At 68.8% G+C, this 20,960-nt stretch carries 19 protein-coding genes; 9 read left to right on the top strand and 10 right to left on the bottom strand.

From position 1 onward, the window contains the following. Window positions 1-49: 49 nt before the first annotated feature. On the bottom strand, window positions 50-181 hold the full coding sequence (locus tag DDE10_RS23685; protein ID WP_284734360.1) for a hypothetical protein: 132 nt from the start codon (window positions 179-181) through the stop codon (window positions 50-52). Window positions 182-619: 438 nt separating this feature from the next. On the opposite strand from DDE10_RS23685, the gene DDE10_RS01100 reads away from it, so the two are divergent. From DDE10_RS01100 to DDE10_RS01090, 3 genes are all read left to right on the top strand, one after another. Further along, window positions 620-1,681, top strand: a complete 1,062-nt coding sequence (locus DDE10_RS01100) for a phosphotransferase family protein (protein WP_284734359.1) — start codon at window positions 620-622, stop codon at window positions 1,679-1,681. 634 nt (window positions 1,682-2,315) lie between these two features. Next, window positions 2,316-2,732, top strand: a complete 417-nt coding sequence (locus DDE10_RS01095) for a hypothetical protein (protein WP_114950884.1) — start codon at window positions 2,316-2,318, stop codon at window positions 2,730-2,732. 131 nt (window positions 2,733-2,863) lie between these two features. Beyond that, the gene (locus DDE10_RS01090) at window positions 2,864-4,246 is read left to right on the top strand and encodes a terminase large subunit domain-containing protein (RefSeq protein WP_114950883.1); all 1,383 of its coding nucleotides are present in this window, start codon (window positions 2,864-2,866) and stop codon (window positions 4,244-4,246) included. Between the two features lie 559 nt (window positions 4,247-4,805). Here the strand turns inward: DDE10_RS01090 and DDE10_RS01085 are convergent. The 3 genes from DDE10_RS01085 to DDE10_RS01075 form a co-directional block, all read right to left on the bottom strand. Further along, window positions 4,806-4,991: a transposase gene (locus DDE10_RS01085; RefSeq protein WP_162806191.1), complete on the bottom strand. Its 186-nt coding sequence runs from the start codon at window positions 4,989-4,991 to the stop codon at window positions 4,806-4,808. A gap of 104 nt (window positions 4,992-5,095) precedes the next feature. Beyond that, window positions 5,096-6,460, bottom strand: a complete 1,365-nt coding sequence (locus DDE10_RS01080) for a DUF1593 domain-containing protein (protein WP_284734358.1) — start codon at window positions 6,458-6,460, stop codon at window positions 5,096-5,098. A gap of 332 nt (window positions 6,461-6,792) precedes the next feature. Beyond that, entirely contained in the window at window positions 6,793-8,763 is a 1,971-nt protein-coding gene (locus DDE10_RS01075) for a S9 family peptidase (protein WP_114950880.1), read from the bottom strand. Window positions 8,764-8,917: 154 nt separating this feature from the next. Here DDE10_RS01075 and DDE10_RS01070 point away from each other — a divergent pair, with 154 nt between their 5' ends. Together DDE10_RS01070 and DDE10_RS01065 are read left to right on the top strand one after the other, a co-directional pair. Further along, the gene (locus tag DDE10_RS01070; protein ID WP_114950879.1) at window positions 8,918-9,244 is read left to right on the top strand and encodes a hypothetical protein; all 327 of its coding nucleotides are present in this window, start codon (window positions 8,918-8,920) and stop codon (window positions 9,242-9,244) included. 109 nt (window positions 9,245-9,353) lie between these two features. Further along, window positions 9,354-10,349, top strand: coding sequence for a DUF1176 domain-containing protein (locus DDE10_RS01065; protein WP_114950878.1), 996 nt, complete (start codon window positions 9,354-9,356; stop codon window positions 10,347-10,349). Window positions 10,350-10,403: 54 nt separating this feature from the next. Here the strand turns inward: DDE10_RS01065 and DDE10_RS01060 are convergent, their stop codons facing one another. Together DDE10_RS01060 and DDE10_RS23270 are read right to left on the bottom strand one after the other, a co-directional pair. Continuing rightward, window positions 10,404-10,727, bottom strand: coding sequence for a hypothetical protein (locus tag DDE10_RS01060; RefSeq protein ID WP_114950877.1), 324 nt, complete (start codon window positions 10,725-10,727; stop codon window positions 10,404-10,406). Window positions 10,728-11,005: 278 nt separating this feature from the next. Beyond that, window positions 11,006-11,221, bottom strand: coding sequence for a hypothetical protein (locus DDE10_RS23270; protein WP_162806152.1), 216 nt, complete (start codon window positions 11,219-11,221; stop codon window positions 11,006-11,008). Here DDE10_RS23270 and DDE10_RS01055 point away from each other — a divergent pair. After that, window positions 11,132-11,644: a DUF3995 domain-containing protein gene (locus tag DDE10_RS01055; RefSeq protein WP_114950876.1), complete on the top strand. Its 513-nt coding sequence runs from the start codon at window positions 11,132-11,134 to the stop codon at window positions 11,642-11,644. The genes DDE10_RS23270 and DDE10_RS01055 overlap by 90 nt on opposite strands. Before the next feature lie 182 nt (window positions 11,645-11,826). On the opposite strand, the gene DDE10_RS01050 is transcribed toward DDE10_RS01055, so the two are convergent. From DDE10_RS01050 to DDE10_RS01035, 4 genes are all read right to left on the bottom strand, one after another. Beyond that, the gene (locus DDE10_RS01050; RefSeq protein WP_284734357.1) at window positions 11,827-12,240 is read right to left on the bottom strand and encodes a DUF1398 domain-containing protein; all 414 of its coding nucleotides are present in this window, start codon (window positions 12,238-12,240) and stop codon (window positions 11,827-11,829) included. Between the two features lie 41 nt (window positions 12,241-12,281). Next, complete coding sequence (locus DDE10_RS01045; protein WP_114950875.1) at window positions 12,282-12,740, bottom strand: MarR family winged helix-turn-helix transcriptional regulator; 459 nt, start codon at window positions 12,738-12,740, stop codon at window positions 12,282-12,284. A gap of 368 nt (window positions 12,741-13,108) precedes the next feature. Continuing rightward, window positions 13,109-13,690: a hypothetical protein gene (locus DDE10_RS01040; RefSeq protein WP_162806187.1), complete on the bottom strand. Its 582-nt coding sequence runs from the start codon at window positions 13,688-13,690 to the stop codon at window positions 13,109-13,111. 377 nt (window positions 13,691-14,067) lie between these two features. Further along, the gene (locus DDE10_RS01035; RefSeq protein ID WP_162806186.1) at window positions 14,068-17,235 is read right to left on the bottom strand and encodes a PAS domain S-box protein; all 3,168 of its coding nucleotides are present in this window, start codon (window positions 17,233-17,235) and stop codon (window positions 14,068-14,070) included. A gap of 164 nt (window positions 17,236-17,399) precedes the next feature. On the opposite strand from DDE10_RS01035, the gene DDE10_RS01030 reads away from it, so the two are divergent. The 3 genes from DDE10_RS01030 to DDE10_RS01020 are packed head-to-tail and all read left to right on the top strand — an operon-like array spanning window position 17,400 to window position 20,880. Further along, window positions 17,400-19,415: an adenylate/guanylate cyclase domain-containing protein gene (locus DDE10_RS01030; RefSeq protein WP_114950872.1), complete on the top strand. Its 2,016-nt coding sequence runs from the start codon at window positions 17,400-17,402 to the stop codon at window positions 19,413-19,415. 22 nt (window positions 19,416-19,437) lie between these two features. Then, on the top strand, window positions 19,438-20,109 hold the full coding sequence (locus DDE10_RS01025; RefSeq protein ID WP_114950871.1) for a hypothetical protein: 672 nt from the start codon (window positions 19,438-19,440) through the stop codon (window positions 20,107-20,109). Between the two features lie 60 nt (window positions 20,110-20,169). Next, the gene (locus DDE10_RS01020; protein ID WP_162806184.1) at window positions 20,170-20,880 is read left to right on the top strand and encodes a hypothetical protein; all 711 of its coding nucleotides are present in this window, start codon (window positions 20,170-20,172) and stop codon (window positions 20,878-20,880) included. The last annotated feature ends 80 nt before the right edge of the window (window positions 20,881-20,960 follow it).

The following is a 20,960-nucleotide window of genomic DNA, read 5'->3' as shown; positions in this document are numbered from 1 at the left end:
GCAGAAAAGGAGCGGGGGCGCCGCGGCGCCCCCGCTCCGATCAGTTCCCTCAGATCAGATAGAGCAAAGCGAGGAAGACGCCGAGGCACACCGGCCCGCCGACTTCCTTCTGCTTGAGCGACCCATGCATCCCGACGCTGGTGCGCAGTTCCGGAATGGACGAGACGTCGATCTTCTTCATCAGGTTTTCCCCTCTGTGAGTCAGTACCGACTGGAGGCGGGGCGGGCACCTGCGGCTCGGCCAAGAAACCGCCGGCTGAATGGCTCCGGCCCCTGCCCGGCCCTGAAAGGGCTGGAACGGGAGGCCGGTTCGGCCGGGACGGCGACCACCTTCCTCGTCCCCATAGTCCCGGGCGCGCAGGGAATATGTCGCATGGTTACGGAAAAATTTACCATGGTGGGGGGTGAAATGGTCCGGGCGACAGGATCACCTTCCTCTCCCCCTTGGGAGGATACAGAGGGGGGTGCGCGACTTCGTCGAGCGCCGGCCGGAGGCCGGCACCCCCACCCCTCCCCACAAGGGGGAGGGGCCGAAAAAAGGGGGCTTCGGACCGGGCGCTTTACCCTCCCTCCCCGACCGGCTAGCCCGAGGCTCAGGGTCCGGAGCGGGAGTGGTCGAGTGGACAAGAGCGCCCTCAATGTCGGCACCGGCGAGGTGCGCAGCGCCCACCGCTTCGACCCGGTGCCGCTCGAGGCGTGGATGGAGTCGCATGTCGAGGGCTTTGCCGGGCCGTTGAGGATCGAGCAGTTCAAGGGCGGCCAGTCCAACCCGACCTACAAGCTGGTCACGCCGGACCGCGACTATGTGCTGCGCCGCAAGCCGCCCGGGCCGCTGCTGCCGGGCGCCCATGCCGTCGACCGCGAATATCGGGTGATCTGCGCGCTGGCCGGCCAGGGCTTTCCGGTCGCCCGCAGCTTCGGCCTGTGCCTCGACGAGAGCGTCATCGGCACCCCCTTCTACGTCATGGAGATGGTCCAGGGACGGATCTTCTGGGACCCTGCTTTCCCCGAGATCGCCGCCGCCGAGCGGCCGGCCTATTTCGACGCGATGAACGCGACCATCGCCGCGCTCCACCGGATCGATCCGCAAGAGGCGGGGCTCGGCGACTATGGCAAGCCCGGCAATTATTTCGCCCGCCAGATCGCCCGCTGGTCGAGACAGTATCGCGAGGACGAGGCGGCGGGCCGGATCGCGGCGATGGACCGGCTCGGCGAGTGGCTGCCGGCGAACGTGCCGCCGGACGAGCCGCAGCCGCGGATCATCCACGGCGACTTTCGCTGCGACAACATGATCTTCCACCCCGAGCATCCGCAAGTGATCGCCGTTCTCGACTGGGAGCTGTCGACGCTCGGCCATCCCCTCGCCGACTTCAGCTACCATCTGATGATGTACCGGATGCCGGACGCCCTCGCCGGCCGCGACCTCGCCGCGCTCAACCTGCCGAGCGAGGCCGACTATGTCGCGGCCTATTGCCGCCGCACCGGCCGGGACGGCATCGCCGACCTCGATTTCTACATGGCGTTCAACCTGTTTCGCCTCGCGGGCATCCTCCACGGGATCAAGGGGCGGCTGATCCGCGGCAACGCCGCCTCCGCCCACGCCGCCGAGATGGTCGAGAAGCTCGAGCCGCTGGCCGAGCTCGCCTGGGCGCAGGCGGTGAAGGCCGGGGCGCGGGAATAAAATAGTCGAATTTAGGCGGGCGGGGACTGGTGGGAGCGCGGGCCCCTCCCATCGGGCTTGACTTTGTTCCCGTTTTGTGCAAGCTACCGAAATAGTAAATGTCCGAATTGCGCCCGGGGTCGACCCGAGGGCGGGCGGACGTCGCGCAATCCGGCCGGGTAGGCGTGCCGCGGTGCCCTCGCGAAGCTTCGTTCGGCTCGGGCTCTGCTTTTTTTCACGCGAAGACGCGAAGACGCAAAGGGCGTCTCGATCTCCTCCCGCGTCATCCCAGCGAAGGCTGGGATCTCTCTGACTTCATGAAGAAAAACGAGATCCTGGCGTTCGCCAGGATGACGAAGGAGGGGGGCGCCGGCTGGGCCCTCTCCTTCATTCCGCGAAAGCCGGAACCCAGAACAGGGGGGCCGACAGCCGGGCACTGCGGCGCATTTCCGCAACGGTCTGTGCGCTTGAGCCCCAGCCCTTCGGCGCGCTTAGGACAGGCAGTCGCCGGGATGACCAATAGGGCTTTGCCGAGACACCTCTTGGTCCCTTCGCGTCTTCGCGGCTTCGCGTGGGATCATGCGGGGCGTCCGAGCGCACGGCAATTGTCTGAGGGGGCGCTCCCACCCCATCGAACATCGAGAAAGGACAGAGCATGGCCAAGGCACGCGGGCGGCCCAAGGGGTCGCGCAACAAGCTCACCAACGAGGCGAAGGAGGCGATATTGATGGCCTATGACAAGCTCGGCGGGGTCGAGCGGCTGGTGGAGTGGGTGGAGAAGGACGAGGCCAACGAGACCCTGTTCTGGACCAAGATCTTCACCAAGCTGCTGCCGCGCCAGCCGATCGAGCCGGCGCCCGCGCCGGAGGAACTGCCGCCGGTCAAGGGCGCGCTGATCTGGCGGACGCCCGCCTGGGCGAAGGCGGCGCAGAGGAAGAGCCGGCTGAAGGCGGGCACGGCCGCGCCGGCCGCGACCGCCGAGGCGGAGGCGTTTCCGAAGCCGGCAAAGGCGAGGTCCAAGACAGCGGAAGAGAAGCTCGCCGAGATACCGTGCGGCTGGGACGATCTGTGAGCGGAGCGGGTGCGAAGGCCGGCGGCCGCCCGATGACCGCGACGGACGCAGCGACGGATCTCGCGACCATGGAGGCGCCATCCTCTGGTCGCGGCGCCGCGACCCGGACGGACACAGGGGCGGCCACAATAATGCCGACCCGCGAGCCGGCTTCGCGCGGAGGGTCCGGCGCCAAAGGCGCGCGCGCGTCCGGGCGAGCGGCGAAGGCGGCGGAGCGACCGATCGCGCTCGGCTACGATCCGCGGCACCAGTTCATCGGCCTGCACCTGCGCAAGGAAAGGTGGGCGGTGGCGGTGGCGCATCGGCGGGCGGGCAAGACGGTGGCGTGCATCGCCGACCTGATCAGCAAGGCGAGCACCTGCCGGCGCAAGGACGGGCGGTTTGCCTATATCGCGCCGCAGCTGAACCAGGCGAAGGACATCGCCTGGCACTATCTCCTGGAATATACCGAGCCGTTCGCGCCGCGGCGCAAGGTCAACGCGTCGGAGCTGTGGGTCGAGCTGCCCAACAACCGCGCCCGCATCCGCCTCTACGGCGCCGACAATCCGGACCGGCTGCGCGGCCTCTATCTCGATGGCGTGGTGCTCGACGAATATGGCGACATGGAGCCGGGCATGTGGGCGCGGGTGATCCGCCCCTTGCTGTCCGACCGCGAGGGCTGGGCGACCTTCATCGGCACGCCGAGGGGCAAGAACGCCTTCTGGAAGATGTGGAAGAAGGCGGGGAGCGATCCCGACTGGATGCAGCTCACGCTCAAGGCCTCGGAGACGCGGCTGCTCAGCGACAAGGAGCTGGCCGATGTGCGCAAGACGCTCGACGACGAGGAATATGCCCAGGAATATGAGTGCAGCTTCGATGCGGCGGTGCGCGGCGCCTATTGGGGCAAGGAGATTGCGGCGGCCGAGGCGGCCGGGCGGATCGCCGAGGTGCCGTTCGACCCGGCGCTGCGCGTCCATACCGCCTGGGACCTGGGCATGGCGGATTCGACGGTGATCTGGCTGTTCCAGCCGCACGGCCTGGCCGGCGAGACGCGGGTGATCGACGTCATCAAGGGCGAGGGCGTCGGCCTCGACTGGTATGCAAGCGAGCTCGACCGGTCGCGCGAGCGGCACGGCCGCGCCGGCGGCACCTGGCTGTGGGGCGACCATTTCCTGCCGCACGACGCCGCGGTGCGCGAGCTCGGCACCGGCAAGAGCCGGATCGAGACGCTGCGCGAGCTCGGCATCCACGCGACGATCTGTCCGAACCTGCCGGTCGAGGACGGTATCCAGGCGGTACGGCAATTGCTGCCGCGCTGCTGGTTCGACCGGACGCGCTGCGCGCGCGGGATCGAGGCGCTGCGCATGTACCGGCGCGACTATGACGAGCGGCGGCAGGAATATGGGCTGCGGCCGGTGCACGACTGGACCAGCCATTATGCGGATGCGTTCCGCTATTTCGCGGTGGGATACCGGCCGCTGCCGGCGAGCGCGTACCGGCCGCGCAGGAAGATGAGGCTCGGGTGGATCGCTTGAGACTTCAGGCTCGGGGCGTTCGCGCGAAATAGTGTGTAGCGGCATACGAAGCCAATGCCGGCTTTGCTGAGCCGGCTGCCCCACGCCGATCCGAGATTGGTAGCTTATCTCGCGTGGCAGTTCGCAAGGCGCGGATCGCCTCGACACGCGAACCGTGCGTTCGGCAGCCAGTGCACAAAAAATGCGCTGTCACCGATTCAGGATATGGACGGCTCGCTGGAACGCGCCGGCGGGAGAATTAAGTATCGTGTCCCCGTAAGTGGTGCGCTTCAATCACTTCGAAGAACTCGCTCGCAGCGAAGCCAGTGCGTTTTCGATCATTCTGAGAAATTCTGATCGGCTACTGCCTTGCATGCCTTCATCCGACGCTCGCATATACGCCTCTTTATCGTCTCGCCACGATTCAAGCATTTTGATTTTTTCGTCGGAACTCAAATCGGCGTCGTGCAGGAGCTCAGTCGGCGTCTCATATCTGCCATGGTAAGCCAAAATGGTCCTCCTCGGATTGAGATTCCATCAACGTTGAGTTCGCCCGCAGGCTCCGCCGCCTACAGCAGCGTCATTTTGCGCGCAGCCTCTCGGCGCACTCCGGCACCAGGATCAGGTGCACGTGATTGTCCATCATGCTCCAGGCCAGGCAGCGCACGCCGGCATGGGCGCAGCCTTCGCGCAGCCGATCGAGAGAGAGCCTGCGGTCGCGGTCGCCGAAGAAGGTCGGCAGCCGCCGGTCGCCGCGCTGCGTCACATGGTGCGCGGCGCCGGGCACCACGATGCGGGCGAGGATAGCGATGACTCGTCACATGGCGGAAGACGAGCCGTCGGCAATTAGTATTGTGTCCCCGTAATCAATTAGGGCTCGACCGTCACCACGACCCGTTCGTAGCGCGTCAGCGGCGGGCTGCCTTTGTCGGTCACAGCGAGAATGACGTGCAGCGTCTCACGCTGCCTCACTTCGGGCGCGGTAATCCAGACACCGTCCGCGTTCTCGGCCCCGATCGAGAGGTCGCCGTGCCAGCTTCCGGGTTCGGGATAGTGGAACCAGTAATAGGTCAGGCTGTCGCCGTCCGGGTCGCTGGTGCCACGGGCGCTGAGGCCGAAGGCCTGCCCGGACCGGACGGTGATCGCATTCGCACCTTGGAGCCTGACGACAGGCGGGTGGTTGGCTTCGCCATAGGGCCTGATCGTCCAGTCCATCCGCGCGGCGAAGTCGTTCTGGAAGGCGTCGCGCCAACGCCATAGCGTCGCTCGCGCGCTGGTCTCGACCACTTCGCCGGGACGAAGCGAGCGGCCATATTCGGGCCGCAGCGGCGGGCCATAGGCGTCCTCCGCGTTGGTCCAGATCGGCCGCGTCTCGGGATCGAAGATCACGCCGGCGACCGCGTTGTTCGAATTGTCGGACATCGGCGCGGGCGCATAGAGCCGATAGCGCCCGCCCCAACCGCCCCATGCGGGGTTCTCGGGTACGCTCAAGCCGTTCGGGATCAGCGCGAGAAACGCTGGCGTATCGCCTTCCACGCTCCACGCAACATCGGGATAGGCGGCGCCGAGCGCTCCGTGATCCTGCTGGATGTTCTCGGCCAGCCAGCGGTTGCTGATCGTCGCGTTGTCGATTCCCTCGATGACGTGGTTGATCCCGCCCCAAGTCGCGCTGCCATAATCCCCGCCGGGCGTGACGATGTAGTTCACCTCGGGAAACTCGCGGCGGATCCACGGGCCGGCATCATCCTGGTCGGAGATGGCATAGACCCACAGCTTGCGGGTGAGCCGGGCGACCTCTTCCGGCGAGCGAGTCTCGCGCAGGCGGTAGAGCGCCTGTGCCAGCGTGTTGATGCCGCCCCAGGCGTTGACCCAGAGCGGGCGGTCGTCATCGTCCAGGATCGCCGCGACGAGCGCGACCGAGCCGGGCGAGTCCATGTCGTCTCCGACCCCGGTCATGCCGTATCGCGGCTGCCCTTGGGAGACGAGCGCGGCGAGCGCCTCTTCGGCGGGATAGTCCGGGTCGTGCAGGCGAAGATTGGGCAAGACCTCGCCGTAGGTCTCAATGATCGCGCGTATCGATTCCGGGGCGACCGAGGTGCGCTTCCACACCGAGGTGGTGGCAACGAGGCCCTCGATGTCGATCTCATTGCTGTAGAGCAACAGGCGGATCAGGCTCTGTGTGTCGTCGGGATCGGCATCGATGTCGGTCAGGACGAAAAGACGCGATTTCGACACATCTTCCGCTCGAGACGGTCCCGATTGGGCCGAAGCCGCTGCGGCGGCGCAGAGACAAATCGCGGCGATGGCCAGTCGAAACATCGTTTCCCCCCCTGCGTGATAGCGCTACCATCATCTCGGCCGACTGCCATTGCTGTCAAGCCGATCCAGGGTGAGGCGAACTCCGATAGGCGCTCGACCACGGCTTTGCGGTTTTATCGCTGAAGGATCGGGACGGGCGCTTATCGGACAATCCGGTCCTCAAATCACGAGGGCATCCGCTGTCCAACGGCATGCCTTGAGCTTCGTCGTGCGGATCGGCCTCTGCCTACCGTGATGAGCGACGCCCCCTACCGCGCCCCCTCCCCCAGCAAATGCTGCTGCCAGAACATCAGGCTCGTCCAGAACTGGTAGTCCGCATTCTCCTTCCTCGCGAAGCCGTGGCCTTCGTTCTGGCCCAAGAGGTGCCAGGCGGTGCGGCCCTGACTGCGGACGGCCTGGACGATCTGGTCGGCTTCGGACGCCGGGACGCGAGGATCGTTGGCGCCGGTGACGACCATGAGCGGGATGTCGAGCTCGTTCACCCGGGTGAGCGGGCTGATCCGGAGCAGCGCCTCGCGCTCGGTACACTCGTCGCCATATTCGACGCGCCTGAGGTCGCGGCGGTAGCTCTGGGTGTTCTCGAGGAAGGTGACGAAGTTGGAGATGGCGACGATGCAATTGGCAGCCTTGAGGCGCTCGCCGTAGAGGATCGCCGAGGCGTAGCACATATAGCCGCCATAGGAGCCGCCGGTGACGGCGATGCGGTTGCGGTCGAGGGCGGGATCGGCGGCGAGGCGGTCGAGGAAGGCGCCGATGTCGCGGACGCTGTTCTCCCGCTGCGCCGGGCCGTTGTCGAGGCCGACGAAGCGCTTGCCGTAGCCGGTCGAGCCGCGGACGTTGGGGAGGAAGAGGGCGACGCCGAGCTCGTTCAGCAGATAATTGTTGCGGCCGAGGAAGCCCGGGCGCGCCTGCGCCTCCGGGCCGCCATGGATGCTGACGATGAGCGGCCGCGGCCCCGGAAAGCGGGCGGCGTCCGGGCGGTAGAGGAAGCCGGAGACGCGCTCGCCGTCGAAGCTCCTGACCTCGACGAGCTCGGGCTCGACATTGACGTCGGGGTCGAGGCCGCCGGTCTCGCTCTGCGTCCAGCGAGTGACGGCGAGCGTGCGCGGATCGACCGAATAAGCGTCGGCGGCGCTGCGGGCCGAGGTGAAAGTGAGGCCGATATCGCCCCAGGGCGCGATCTCGAGGCCGCCGATCAGGCCCGCCGGGAGCCCCTCGACCAGGCGGGTGCGGCCGGTGGCGGGATCGAGCAGGCGCAGGCGTGACATGCCGGCTTCGTTGGCGACGAAGGCGACGAAGCTGCCGTCGGGGGCGATGTCGAAGCTGTCGACGTCCCATTCGAGATCGGCGACGACCGGGGTGAAGCGGCCGCTCGCCACGTCGAGACGGCCGAGCCGCTGGAATTCCGAGCCCTCGTCGGAGGTGACCCAGAGCGTGCCGTCGCGGGCGAAGAGGGCGCCGCCAAAAGCGACGTCGCGATCATGGTCGCCGACCGGGGTCATCGCGCCGGTGGCGAGATCGAGCAGATGCAGGTTCGACTTGGTCACCGAGATATATTCGACGACGATGGCGCGGGCATTGTCCGGCGAGAAATCGAGGATCGCCCAGCCGCCGCCCTCGACCTCAGCCACCCTCCGATCGGTCGAGGGATCGCGCGGATCCATGACGTAGAGGTCGCTGTCGGTGCCGTTGCGGCGGGTCGAGCTGTAGGCGATCAGGCGGCCGTCCTGGCTCCAGGCGGAGAGATTGTTGCGGCTGCGACCGTCGGTGAGCAGATGGAAGCGGCCATCGTCGAGCCGGTAGAGCTGGTAGAATTCGTTGCCGCCGGTGTCGCGGCGGGCGACCAGCACGTCGCCGGCCGGGGACCAGCTGCCCGAGACCGGCTCCTCCTCGAAGCTGATCTGGGTGCGCGCGCCCATCGGCATGGCGACGCGGTGGAGCTGGCTGGTATTGGCGAAGCGGGTGGCGATCAGCATCGAGCGGTCGCGCGGGTGCCAGCCGGCGAAGCCGGCCGTGCGATATTCCATGTAGGGCCGGGTGGCGCGGGCGAGCTCGGCGGGGACCGGCGGAATGCCGTCGGCGACGAGGGCGGCGGGTTTCGGGACGGCGGCGGTCTCGGCGGGCGGCGCGGGCGTCTGGGGCGCCGTCCGGGCGGCGGGCTGGGCGAAAGCGAGAGTGGCGGGAAAGGCGGCGGCAAGGGCGAGATATTTCAGGCGCATAGGTCTGGGGTCTCCTGTCGGGGAGAGGCTAGAACGGCGGTAGCGGGTGCGCAATCGGGAAGGGCATGGCGCCGACGCGGCTGAGGCGGACGCAAGGCGCCTGCCTTGCATCGTTAGCGAAATTCGAAGAAATCGGTCCGATGGATACGAAGCCATGAGGGCGCCAGCGACGGACGCACTGCAAGCGCGGCTTGCAGGCGCGGAACGGGACCTTCGGCAGGCGCTGCAGATCCTCGCCGGACGGGGCGGCCGTCAAGGCGAGGAATGGATGCTGCTGTCGACGCTGGTCGGCGAGGCCGATCTCTTGGCGGCCGAGGCGAAGCGCCGCGATCCCGATTACCGAATGCCGATGCTCGAGGAGGCGGTCGAGGCGCTCTACCAGGAGACGAAGGGGTTCACCGATCCGGAGTTCCTGCGAAGCTCGGGCGCCGCAAGGAGGCACAACAAGCCGCTGTTCGAGATCGGGCGCCAAGGAAGGTAGAGAGACCCCGGGATGGTGACTTGACCGGCCGGTCCGGCATGCCCCAGCCAATCCTCAAGCGATCGCGACGCAAAAAGGCGGCCGACAGCGCGTTGACGGGAGCAGCAGCATGCCGGCCTTCCCACTTCTGGCGCTAGCCGCGACGATCACGGCGGCGGCGCCTGACGAGACGCAGCGGAACTTTGGACACTGGGTGTCCGTGTGCGACAACGGCCTTCGCTTCCAGGTGAGCTCGGCGATGGGCCAGCCGGCGAACATCAATGTCCATCTGCATGTGCGGCGCGAGGCGGGGCCGGAGGCGGCGGTCGAGATCGCCGCCGATACGGACGGCGTCTGGGGACCCGGGCCTCACTCCCTATTGATCGACGGGCAGCTCTTCGCCCTCGTCCAGCGGGAGATCCTCCTGGTCGTCCCCGCGGGATCGGCCATGGCGGCGGCGCGAGCGCTGGCGCAGGCGCGCAGCGTCCAAGTCGTCGCCGGCGGAGAACGCCACCCCATTTCGGCGCAAGGCAGCGCCGCGGCGTTGCGCGACATGGACGCGCGCCAAGGGCGTACGGGAACGGTCACTGCGATCGTCGCGACCGGCACGAGGGCGGCCTCGACCATGCCCGCGCCCCCGCCCCCTCCGGTGCGGACGGAGCGGATCGCGCCGCGCGATGGCCCGGTGATCCGGCCGTCGGCGCGGCGGGTCGCGGAGTGGCGCGGGGCAGAAGACTGCGACCCGAGGCTGGATCCCGCCGACTATCCGACGCAATCGTGGCCGCTCGATGCGCGCCAGGCCGTCATCCTGGTGCCGTGTCACGCCGGCCCTCATTACGGCCATGCCCTCGTCATGGTCGGGAGGCGGGCCGACGGCAGCGACGCGCGTCCCGCCTCGTTCGATGTCGAGCTCTCGATGAGTGAGAGGAGCGGTCCGGCCGTACCGACCGACAATGCCGACCGCAGCGAAACCAGCGGGCGGCTGATCTCCGGGCAGCGGGGGGCGATCGCCTATCCGAGCACTTATGAGGAATGGGTGTGGGACGGGCAGCGGTTCCGGCTGATCGAGCGGATCGGTTCGTATGGCAGCTATTTCCGGGCGCGGGTCAGGCGGCGACGGGACTGAAGCTCTCGGTCCGCGCGCGCCGGACCAGAGGGAGCGGGGCAGAAAGAGGGATGTTCAGCCGAAACGGCTCATCTTCAGGGTAACGAATCCCACGACCAGGATGGTCGTGACCGCGAAGCCGCTGATGGCCGCGACACGATGCCGACCGATCAGCGAATAGACCAGCAGCCCCGCTCCAGCCGCCGCGTAAGCGAGGATGGTCACGAAGGCTATCGCATCCCACGTCTGCTGTTGCGTCGTGCGAGGCTCGTAATGGAGGCCGAGCGCGGCCGCAGCCGGGAGAGCAGCGAGCAGCAGAAGGACGACCAGCATGATGGTGAGCACCCGGCCCGCCACGTCCAGGGCTGCCTTCCTCCAGGCGAGGTCGATCCGCGTCATTGCGCGGAATCGTTAATCGGGCCCGAATAAGAGCGGGTTAACGGCGGTTGGGCATGGACGAGGCGAAGCGCGGTGGAGAGGATGCGGAAGGCGAAAGCATCTCTCGACGGCGTCGCCCCTGCGCAGGAGGATGTGAAGAAATCTCCCAGCTCGTCATACTGGAGCAAGCCAGGATCTCATTCTCCTCAAGCGCCGCGGGCCCAAGGCAGTGAGATCCCGGCTTTCGCCGGGATGACGATGTGGGGGCGAAACGCGAGACGGCGCCGACGCGGCCGGGCTCAGCCGTCAAGCCGCACGTCCATCATCGCCGGATCCATCGGCGCATCGGGGCGGGCCGACACCCGAATGCCATGGCCCGACTGCCCTGGTTTCCACGGAATTGAGTATTGCGTCCCCGAAATGGTATGCGTCGGCCAGTCGTAGGTCGGCTGGACGGCCTGACGAACGCCACCGGCGCCTTGATGGCAGCCGGAACCGAAGGCAAGGAACGGCATGCGGCTGCTCCTCGCTCTCGGCATCATCGCCTTCGCCGCGGCTTTCCATCTGCACTGGGCGGTCGGCGGCCGGCTCGGCCTTTCGGTTTCGCTGCCGCAGCGGCCCGACGGCATCCCGTGATGTCGCATCGCTTGTCCTGGTGGCCTCCGGCCGCGGGGGGCGTCGCGCTGGCCCTGGCATGCCTTGCCTGGCTGCTGCTCGCCCACGCCGGTCATGCACGGCTGCCGTTGGCGGACGCGACGTTATGCCTTGCCTTGCTGTTCGTGGGCGCGGCGTTCGTGTGTCGGACGCTGGTCCCCAATCCCTATGTCGGCTTCCTCAAATCGATCCGGAACACGCGATGGGCCAAATACGACACGTGGCTCTACAGCCCGCTGTTCCTCGTGCTGGGACTGCTTATCGTCGTCCAAGCGCTAAGTTAGGCGGGCGGCGCGCGCGTTTGGGGCGCCGTCGCGGCGGTGGGCTGGGCGAAAGCGAGGGTGGCGGGAAAGTCGGCAGCGAGAGCGCATTATTTCAGGCGCATGGGGCTGAAGACCGGGCTGCAGCCCCGCTGGCGGGGCGCGACCGAATCGTCACCATCGTCGGCGAATTCGGACCGGCGCGTTCACGGCCCGATCGCGGGGAAGTGCTCTACATGGATTTCCCCGGTGCGTCCGAAATAGACCACCCGGCGGCCGGACAAGGAAACGAAGTAGCCGGCGCAGCCGGCGGCGGTCACCACGCGATTGAAGCCGGCATAACTGTAGTCGGGCGGCTGGAGCTGCGCCCAGCGTATCGCCGCGGCGATGGCGGGCTGGTCGAAATCCGCGTCGACCGCTGCGGATCGGTGGGGATTGTCCAGCACCAGGGTCTCGCCGTCGGGGCGATAGTGCGCGCGGGTGTTCGTCCGGTAGTCGACGAGATAGGCCTCGAAGCCCGCCTCGCCCAGCGCCTGCACGCCCTGCGGGAAGCTCAGGCTGTCGTCATAGGCACCGTCCAGGCACGCACGGGCCACTTCCTCCTGTCGCGCGTCGATCATCGCGTCCTCCCTTCCGACAATGCCGGCGGCGCCGGCCTCCGCTAATCGATCGGCGCCGCATCGAGCCCGCGGCCGCCGGCGATCCGGTGCAGCAGCTGCCGCAGCCGATCCCGCTCCTCCGCATCGAGGCCGCCGAAAAAGTCGGCATCGTTGGCATCGGCGAGCGCGGCCAGCGCCGGCACCTTGCGACGCCCCTCCGGCGCCAGAGTAAGGCTGTGGCCGCGTCGATCCCCGGCGCTTGCCGACCTCAGCACCAGGCCCTTGTCGACCAGCCGGTCGGCGAGCTTGCTGATGGCCCCCTTGGTCATCCCCATCGCCTCGGCGAGCTGGGTCGGCGAGGCCGGCGACCGGTCGTAGAGCGAGCGCAGGAACACCCATTCGGCGACGGTGACCCCCTGCGATTCCACTTTGCGAGCGAAGGCGTGGGAGACGGCATTGGAGACGATGCGCAGCCAGTAGCCGAGATGGTCCTCAAGTTCCGAAACCTGCTCCGCGTCCATGTCGCCGCTCCATTTGGTTGACTAGGAAACTAGATCATTCTCGTTTCCTAGTCAACCATCGACGTGGCGCGGCGGAAGCGGCGTCGTATCAGCGCCGACCGCGGTGCGCCGGCGCCCCTTCCGTAGGAGCTTCGCTTCGCCGGGTTGCGCCGCCGCAGGCTCCGCGACCACGCGGTGGTCCGACGCGCGTGGAGAGAGCTCGCGCGCCTGCGTCCAAGCTGACAGACGACCGGCGTCGCCGGAGAGAGAGCCAGGCGGCATGCCGACGATCGCGGGCGCAAAAGCCCGATGCGGAGGCCGGGTCGCCGGCCGATGAGCGGCCCGGCCGACCCGCCTGGGACGGGTCGGACCGGGCTCGACTTAGTCCATCATTGCGCGCTGCGGCCGCGCTCGTAGGTCTGCAGGCAGTTGTCGGTCACGCTGGCCGTGCAGGGCGGATAGCCGTCCTGCGCCGGCTCGCCGGTAGCGGGATCGAGCAGCGGGCCGCCGGCGGCGGTGGCGGCGATGCCGTTATAGCCCGCCGGCACGGTCGCCGCATCGGACATCACCGCGATCCCGCGCGCGTCGCGCTCGGGGTCGGCGTTGCTCGGCTGGACGATCGCGCCGCCGGCCGGGGCGGTGTTGGCGGCGAGCGTGGTCGTGCCGGTCTGGGCGGTGTCGCTCCAGCGCGTCGAGCTCTGAACGGTGGTGTCCTGCGTGGTCGTGCCCTGGGTGGTCATGTCCTGTGTCGTCATGTCCTGGGCGGTGGTGCCCTGAGTGGCCATGTCCTGGGCGCTGGTGCCCTGGATGGTCATGTCGTGGCCGGACATGTCGTGGGTGGCGTCGGTCGCCGGATCGGTGCTCATCCCGGCCTGCGCGGCGACGTCGGGCTGCGCGTCGGTCGGGCCATAGGTCTGGGCGAAGGCTGCGCCGCTCATCAGAAGCGCTATCGCGAATGTCGCTGTCTTCATCATGTCACTCCTCTCGTCTGGCGGATCGAGGGCGCCGGCCGCTCGGGCGCTCCGGCGCGGATCGATCCGCGGGCATGGCAAGAACGGGTGGGACGGCGCCATTCTCCGCCTCGTGCCGGGCCGCCGCCGGAGACGGGCCGAGCCGTGGCGCAGGCGGGCCGTCTCGTGGCATTCTCGAACGAGCGGGAGGAATGAAGGCGGGCCGCGGGATCGGCGGCGCGGCCACAGGGGCGGACAGGAGGAGCCGGACAGGATTACCCCTCCCCCGTCCTTCGGGTCCCCCCGCCAGGCTGCGCCTGGGGAGGAATGGACGCCCCCCGTTTGCACTGCGGCGCGATCGCCCGGTCTCGCGGCGGGAGCGAGGGGGACGCCCCGCTTCAGCGTCTCCGCACGATCGCGCTTCTCAGCACCCGGGTGAGATCCTCGACCGAATAAGGCTTGTGGATGAGATCGAAGCCGTGGCGGGCTTCCTGGGCGAGGATGTGGGAATAGCCGCTGGTCAGGACGACCGGGAGGCCGGGATGGCGGCGGGAGACCTCGCGGGCGAGATCGACGCCGCTCATCCCCGGCATCACCACGTCGGAAAAGACCGCGGCGAAATCGCCCGACGCCTCGTCGAGGCGCTTCAGCGCCTCGACGGCATTGCCGGCCCAGACGGTCTCGTAGCCGAGCTCCGCCAGCAACTGGGTGGAGAAGGCGCCGACCTGCTCATTGTCCTCGACGACGAGAATCCGGCCGCCGGGTTCGGGATCGGGCGCCGCCGCCGGGGCGGCCGCGTCGCGGGCGTCGGGAGCCGGCACCCGCGGCAGATAGAGAGTGAAAGCGGTGCCTTCGCCGAGGCTGCTGGCGACGTCGATCTCGCCGCCCGACTGCTTGGCGAAGCCGTAGACCTGGCTGAGGCCGAGGCCGGTGCCCTTGCCGACTTCCTTGGTGGTGAAGAAGGGCTCGAAGATGTGCTCCAGTCTCTCCGGCGGGATGCCGTGGCCGGTGTCGGCGATGCAGACCGAGACGAAGGCGCCGCTCGCCTCGCCATGGCCGCGGACCCGCGGCAGATGCTCGCTCGGCCGGACCTTGAGGGTCAGAACGCCCTCCCCGTCCATCGCGTCGCGGGCGTTGACCGCCATGTTGACCAAGGCGGTCTCGAACTGGATCGAATCGGCCTCGACGAAGCAGGGCTCGCAGTCGGTGTCGCTGACCAGCTCGATGCGGCCGCCGACGACGGTGCGCAGCATGTCCGAGATCGCCGAGATCTGATCGCCGACGTTGAAGATCTCGGGCTTGAGCGCCTGGCGCCGGGCGAAGGCGAGCAGCTGGCCGGTGAGCTTGGCGGCGCGATCGGCGGTGTCGGAGATCGCCTCGACGTAGCGGCGGCGCTTCTCGGGGCTGAGCTCGTCGCGGCGGAGCAGATCGGCGGAGCCGCGGATCACGGTCAGCAGATTGTTGAAATCATGGGCGACGCCGCCGGTAAGCTGGCCGATCGCCTCCATCTTCTGGCTCTGCCTGAGCGCCTCCTCGGTCTTCAGGCGCGAGGCGACCTCGTCGAGAACGCGCTGCTCGAGCGTCTCGTTCAGCCGGCGGAGCTCCGCCTCGGCCCGCTTGCGCTCGGTGAGGTCGTGCATCGCGCCGACCATGCGATGGGCGTTGCCGCCGTCGCTGCGCAGCACGGCGCCGCGATCGAGGACGTGGGCGTAGGAGCCGTCGGCGCGGCGGAAGCGATATTCCGCGCTCCAGTGATCGCCGGCGCCCTCGGCGGTGGCGTGGATCGCGTCCACCACCCGGTCCCGGTCCTCGGGATGGATATTCGCCTTCCACCAGTCGGCGGAGCCGCCGACCGCGTCCGCCGCATAACCGAAGCGGGTCCGCAGCGCGTCGTTCCAGGCGACCTCGCCGGTCTCCAGGTCCCAGTCCCAGACGACGTCGTTGGTGGCGCGGGCGGCGAGCCGGTAGCGCTCTTCGGTCTCGCGAAGCGCCTCGTCGATGCGCAGGCGCTCGGTCTCGTCACGGGCGATCTTGAAGAAGCCGATATGGCGGCCCTCGCCGCTCCTCAGCGGATGGGTCACGCCGTTGACGAAGACGCGGCTGCCGTCCTTGCGCCGGTGCCAGCGTATGTCGGGCGCGCGGCCCTGCGCGAGCGCGGTAGCGGTTTCCCGGGCCGGTTCGCCCGCCGCCCGGTCCGCCTCGGTGAACAGGAGATCGCCGAGCGCGCCGACGATCTCGGCGCGTTCATAGCCGAAGGCACGCGCCGCGCCGGGCGACCAGCCCGTCACCCGCCGATCGGGATCGAGGGTGATCACGGCATAATCGTCGGCGGCATCGACGACGAGGCGGAAGCGCTCCTCATTCTCGCGAAGCCGGGCCTCCGCCTCGCGCCGTTCGGTGACGTCGAGGACGAACTCGACGACCTCGTCGCCAATCTTGCGAGCGGCGAACAGCCCCCACCAGCGCGAGCCGTCCTTGCGGAAATACTGCTTCTCGTAGGGCGTGGATTCGCCGCGCGTCGTCACCTCCTCGATCGCCTTCAGGGAGACCGGATGGAATTCCTCCGGGGTCAGCTCCGCCCAGCTCATGCCGAGCGCCTCCTCGCGGGTGAAACCGGTCATGCGGAGGAAGGCGGCATTCATGTCGGCAAGGCCGAAGCCCTCGCTCCAGTACATCACCCCGACCGTCTGGATGGCGAGCGTCTCGCGCAGCCGGCTGTCGGCGCGCTTGCGATCGGTGACGTCGTTGCCCTCGACGAAGATCCCGGTCACCCGCCCGTCGGCGTCGGTCACCGGCTGATAGATGAAATCGATGTACCTCTCCTCGGCCCTCTCCTCGGCGGCGTCGCCGGCTCCGCGGTCGAGCAGGAGCCGGACCGCCTCGCCGCGGAAGGGCCGGCCGCTGCGGAAGACCTGGTCGAGGATATGGACGAAGCCCTGGCCCTGGACCTCGGGAAGCGCCTCGCTCACGGTCCTGCCGATGAGGTCGCGGCCGCCGACCAGGCGCCGGTAGGTAGCATTGGCGAGGGCGAAGACGTGGTCCGGGCCGTCGAGGAGCGCGATCAGCCCCGGCGCCTGCTCGAACATCTGCTCGAGCCGCCGGCGCTCGGCGAGGCGGCGGCGGCCGGCCAGCACCGCCTCGGTCGTCTCGACGCAGGCGCAGAAGAAGCCGGCGACGGCGCCATCGTCGCGGCGAACCGGCGTGTAGGAGAAGGCGAAATGCGCCTCCTCCGGATAGCCGCGCCGATTCATGGTGAGGGCGATGTCGTCCATCTGCACCGGCCGGCCCGCATAGGCCTCGGTGACGATCGGCCGCAGATCGTCCCGTATCTCGTGCCAGACCTCGAGGAACGGACGACCGTAGGCGGCGGGATGCTTGGCGGCGAGGATCTGCGCATAGGCGTCATTGTAGAGCAGGATCTGCTCGGGGCCCCAGACCACGAACATCGGCTGCGCCGAGCCTCGCATCACGTCGACCAGGGTCCTCAGCGCCGGCGGCCACGCGTCGCGCGGGCCGAGGCCGGCGACCGAGTCGCGTGGATCCTCGATCAGTCCTTCTGTCGTCATGGTCGAGGAATTTCCGTTCGAATCAGGTCCATGCATGGCCGCTCAACGCGCCATCGGCGCGAGAAGTGGCAATCATGGGGGACGGAAAATTGCGCCACGGCCTCCCCCTTTGCACCCGCGCGGCGATCCCCTAGGCTGGGATCGCGGGTCATGGGGGGGAATGGATGGCGCTCGAGAGCTGGCGCGAAGCGGTGCGGAGCAATTTCAAGCAGGTGGGCCTGGTCCGCCTGCTCGGCACCCTCTTGTTCCTGCTGCTCGGCCTCTATCTGGCGCGCTTCGCCTGGGACGTGCCGCTGGCCAGCGACGCCGAGCGGGCGCTCTACGACCTCCGGTCCGTCAACACCGCGCCGCGGACGACCGAGCCGGACCAGCGGATCGTGCTGGTCACCTACAATGACGACACGCTGGCGATGCTCGGCAAGAGGTCGCCGCTCGACCGGGCGATGCTCGCCGACGCGCTGCGCGCGATCGACGGGATGAACCCGCAATCGATCGGCATCGACATCCTCATCGACCAGGCGCAGGACGAGGACCCACAGCTCGTCGAGACGATGCGCGCGATGCGCACGCCGACCTTCCTCGCCTTCGCCTCGGCCGCCCACAATCCCGAGCAGATCTTGCCGTGGCAGGAAGAGTTCCTGACCGCGTTCATCGCCCAGGGCCGGCCCGGCCCGGTGCGGCCGGCGAGCATCCGGCTCGCCTCGGACGGCGCCGACGGGGTGATCCGGCGCTGGGCCGCTCAACCGCCCGGCCTGCCGCCGCCGCTCGTCCTCGCCATGGCCGGCGGCGCCCGCGGCTTCGCCGACCATCGCGGCGCCATCGCCTTCCGCTATCCGGCGGCCGGCGGGCAGGACGAGGTGCCGGTCTTCACCAACCTGCCGATCGAATTCGTCGCCCAGTTCCCGGACGCGGTGCGCAGCCAGATCGAGGGCCGCCACGTGCTGATCGGCGGCGACATCCAGGACCTGGACGATTTCGAGACGCCGATGACCCGGTTCACCGGCAACTGGACCAAGGGCATCGAGGTCCATGCCAGCCTGCTCGCCCAGGTGCTGGACGGCCGCCGCCCCGCCGCCATCCCGGGCTGGATGCTGTGGATCGCGGCGATCGGCGCGGTCGCCGCCGGCGGCTTGAGCGCGCTGCTCGAATGGCGCGGCTGGAAGCTGGCGCTCGCTTTGATCTTCCAGGCGGGCTTCTTCGGCTACCTCCCCTTCCTGTTCCAGGGGATGGACATCGACACGATCAACCTGCCGGCCTTCGGCTGGGGCGCGGGCTGGCTGTTCGCCTTCGTCGGCGTCGGCACCGCGGCGCGCGCGGTCGGATCGGAGCAGAGGCGCTTCGCCCAGTCGGCGCTCGGCAAATATCTGCCGCCCGACATCGCCAACCAGATCATGCGCGATCCCTCGCAGCTGTCGTTGCACGGCGAGAAGAAGCAGATCTACGCCTTGTTCACCGATCTCGAGGGCTTCACCAAGCTGAGCCACGCGATCACGCCGGAGCAATTGTCGGCCCTGCTCAACCGCTATCTCGACGTGATGAGCGACGTCGTGCTCGAGCATGGCGGCACGATCGACAAGTTCGTCGGCGACGCCGTGGTCGCCTTCTGGGGGGCGCCGATCGCCCGGCCCGACGATGCCGACCGCGCGGTGCGCGCCGCCATCGGCATGTACGAGGCCGGCCAGGAATTCGCGGCCAATGCGGGCGCGGCGATCGGCGCGGACATCCCGCCGATCGGCCGCACCCGGGTCGGCCTCCACCGCGGCGACGCGGTGGTCGGCAATTTCGGCGGCGAGGGGCGGATGCAATATACCGCGCTGGGCGACGGCATGAACTGCGCCGCCCGGCTCGAATCGGCCAACAAGGCGCTCAAGACGACGATCCTGGTGAGCAGCGAGACCAAGCGGGAATCGACGTTCGACCTGTTCCGGCCGATGGGCCGGATCGTGCTGTCCGGCCGCGCCACGCCGGTCGAGGTGTGGGAGCCGGCGCCGCACATGGACGCGGCCCTGCGCGAGCGGCTATGCACATTGTGGCAATCCTACGATGGCGGCGATCGCGAGGCGCTCGTTCATCTCGAGGAAATCGCGAGGGCGCATAAGGACGATGCGGCCCTATCGGAATTCGTCTATAGGATCCGCGAAGCAGGTTCGGGAGGTCACTTTGTCCTCGGTTCGAAATAGATTTTCAATCGGCCGCATCACCTTGGCGGCCATCCTTGCCACCGGCGCGGCCTCCGCCGCCGCCAACGTGCTCGTCGTGCGATCTTCGGGTCCGTCGGCCCAGGCCTATCCGCCGGGCAAGTCGCTGCCCGACAATGCGGCGCTGGCCCTGCGGGCCGGCGACACCCTGGTCGTGCTCGACGGCCGAGGCACCCGCACCTTCCGCGGGCCCGGCAATTTCAATCCCAGCGTCGCCGCCCAGACGAGCGCGCGCACCGTCGTCGCCAATAACGGCCGGCGGGCGCGAATCGGCGCGGTGCGCAGCGCGCCCTACGTCCCCAACAACCGCACCAATATCTGGCATCTCGACGTCGCCCAGAGCGGCAATCTCTGCCTCGCCGAGGCGGGGCCGCCAACCCTGTGGCGCGCCGATGCCGAGCGCAGCGCGACGGTGAGCATCGCCGGGCCCGACGGCGCCGCGCGCCAGCTGTCCTGGCCGGCGGGCGCGGCGACCGCGACCTGGCCGGCGGACCTGCCGATCGCGGAAGGGACCGACTATCGGCTGCAGCTGTCGGATTCGCCGGCGCCGGCAACGGTCCGGTTCAAGCGCCTGCAGTCGCAGCCCGGTGACGTTCCGGCCGTCGCCGCGGCCCTGATCGAGGCCGGGTGCCAGGAGCAGCTCGACCTGCTGGTCGACAGCGTTGCTCAGAATTAGGCACAGCCCGCCTGCCCCGCGCCCTCTCGGCGGGGGAAGGCGAGAATGGGGAGGTCCGACATGCGTCACGCTCGACTGAGGCGGCCGGCGATGCGCGCCGCGCTGGCGGCCTTGCTGGTCACCGCCGCGGCCTCGGCGGCGGCCAACGTGCTCGTCGTCCGGTCGTCGGGCCCGTCCGCGCGGACCTATCCGCCGGGCAAGTCGCTGCCCGACAATGCGGCGATCGCGCTGCAGGGCGGCGACACCCTGGTGGTGCTCGACGCGCGCGGCACCCGCACCTTCCGCGGGCCCGGCCGGTTCAATCCGAGCGTCGCCGCCCAGGCGAGCGCGCGCGGCGCCGTCCAGAACAATGCCCGGCCGCAGATCGGCGCGGTCCGCTCCGCCGCCTTCGTGCCCGGCAACGACGCCAATATCTGGCAGCTCGACGTCGACCAGAGCGGCACCCACTGCCTCGCCGACCAGGCGCCGCCGACCCTGTGGCGGGCCGACGGCAGCAGCGCCGGCGGCGTCACCATCGCCGCCGCCGACGGCACCCGCCGCGAGATCGCCTGGCCGGCCGGAGAGCAGACGCTGGCGTGGCCGGCGGGCCTGCCGGTGACCGAGGGCGCCGAGTACAGCCTGAGCCGGCCGGGAGTCGCGGTGCCGTCGCGGATCAGCTTCCGCCGGATCGACTCGGCGCCGAGCGAGGTGTCGGGCGTGGCCGCGGCGCTGATCGAGGCGGAATGCCAGGCCCAGCTCGACCTGCTCGTCGACAGCCTGGCCCAGAATTAGAGACTATAGAGCGGAGTCCGTCGATACGCGGCTTCGACAAGCTCAGCCGCTACTCGGGATGAGCGGGTTCTTGACCGTGC

Origin of the sequence: Sphingosinicella terrae (assembly GCF_003347635.1) — a bacterium.
Classification (GTDB): domain Bacteria; phylum Pseudomonadota; class Alphaproteobacteria; order Sphingomonadales; family Sphingomonadaceae; genus Allosphingosinicella; species Allosphingosinicella terrae.
The sequence above is the reverse complement of the archived record's forward strand: the minus strand, read 5'-3'. Positions and strand labels throughout refer to the sequence as shown.

Excerpts from the sequence above, each read along its gene's own strand:
- DDE10_RS23685 (WP_284734360.1), bottom strand. The coding sequence starts at position 181 with ATGAAGAAGATCGACGTCTCGTCCATTCCGGAACTGCGCACCAGCGTC.
- DDE10_RS01095 (WP_114950884.1), top strand. The coding sequence starts at position 2,316 with ATGGCCAAGGCACGCGGGCGGCCCAAGGGGTCGCGCAACAAGCTCACC.
- DDE10_RS01090 (WP_114950883.1), top strand. The coding sequence starts at position 2,864 with ATGCCGACCCGCGAGCCGGCTTCGCGCGGAGGGTCCGGCGCCAAAGGC.
- DDE10_RS01075 (WP_114950880.1), bottom strand. The coding sequence starts at position 8,763 with ATGCGCCTGAAATATCTCGCCCTTGCCGCCGCCTTTCCCGCCACTCTC.
- DDE10_RS01070 (WP_114950879.1), top strand. The coding sequence starts at position 8,918 with ATGAGGGCGCCAGCGACGGACGCACTGCAAGCGCGGCTTGCAGGCGCG.
- DDE10_RS01065 (WP_114950878.1), top strand. The coding sequence starts at position 9,354 with ATGCCGGCCTTCCCACTTCTGGCGCTAGCCGCGACGATCACGGCGGCG.
- DDE10_RS01060 (WP_114950877.1), bottom strand. The coding sequence starts at position 10,727 with ATGACGCGGATCGACCTCGCCTGGAGGAAGGCAGCCCTGGACGTGGCG.
- DDE10_RS01055 (WP_114950876.1), top strand. The coding sequence starts at position 11,132 with ATGCGTCGGCCAGTCGTAGGTCGGCTGGACGGCCTGACGAACGCCACC.
- DDE10_RS23270 (WP_162806152.1), bottom strand. The coding sequence starts at position 11,221 with ATGCCGTTCCTTGCCTTCGGTTCCGGCTGCCATCAAGGCGCCGGTGGC.
- DDE10_RS01050 (WP_284734357.1), bottom strand. The coding sequence starts at position 12,240 with ATGATCGACGCGCGACAGGAGGAAGTGGCCCGTGCGTGCCTGGACGGT.
- DDE10_RS01045 (WP_114950875.1), bottom strand. The coding sequence starts at position 12,740 with ATGGACGCGGAGCAGGTTTCGGAACTTGAGGACCATCTCGGCTACTGG.
- DDE10_RS01040 (WP_162806187.1), bottom strand. The coding sequence starts at position 13,690 with ATGAAGACAGCGACATTCGCGATAGCGCTTCTGATGAGCGGCGCAGCC.
- DDE10_RS01035 (WP_162806186.1), bottom strand. The coding sequence starts at position 17,235 with ATGACGACAGAAGGACTGATCGAGGATCCACGCGACTCGGTCGCCGGC.
- DDE10_RS01030 (WP_114950872.1), top strand. The coding sequence starts at position 17,400 with ATGGCGCTCGAGAGCTGGCGCGAAGCGGTGCGGAGCAATTTCAAGCAG.
- DDE10_RS01020 (WP_162806184.1), top strand. The coding sequence starts at position 20,170 with ATGCGTCACGCTCGACTGAGGCGGCCGGCGATGCGCGCCGCGCTGGCG.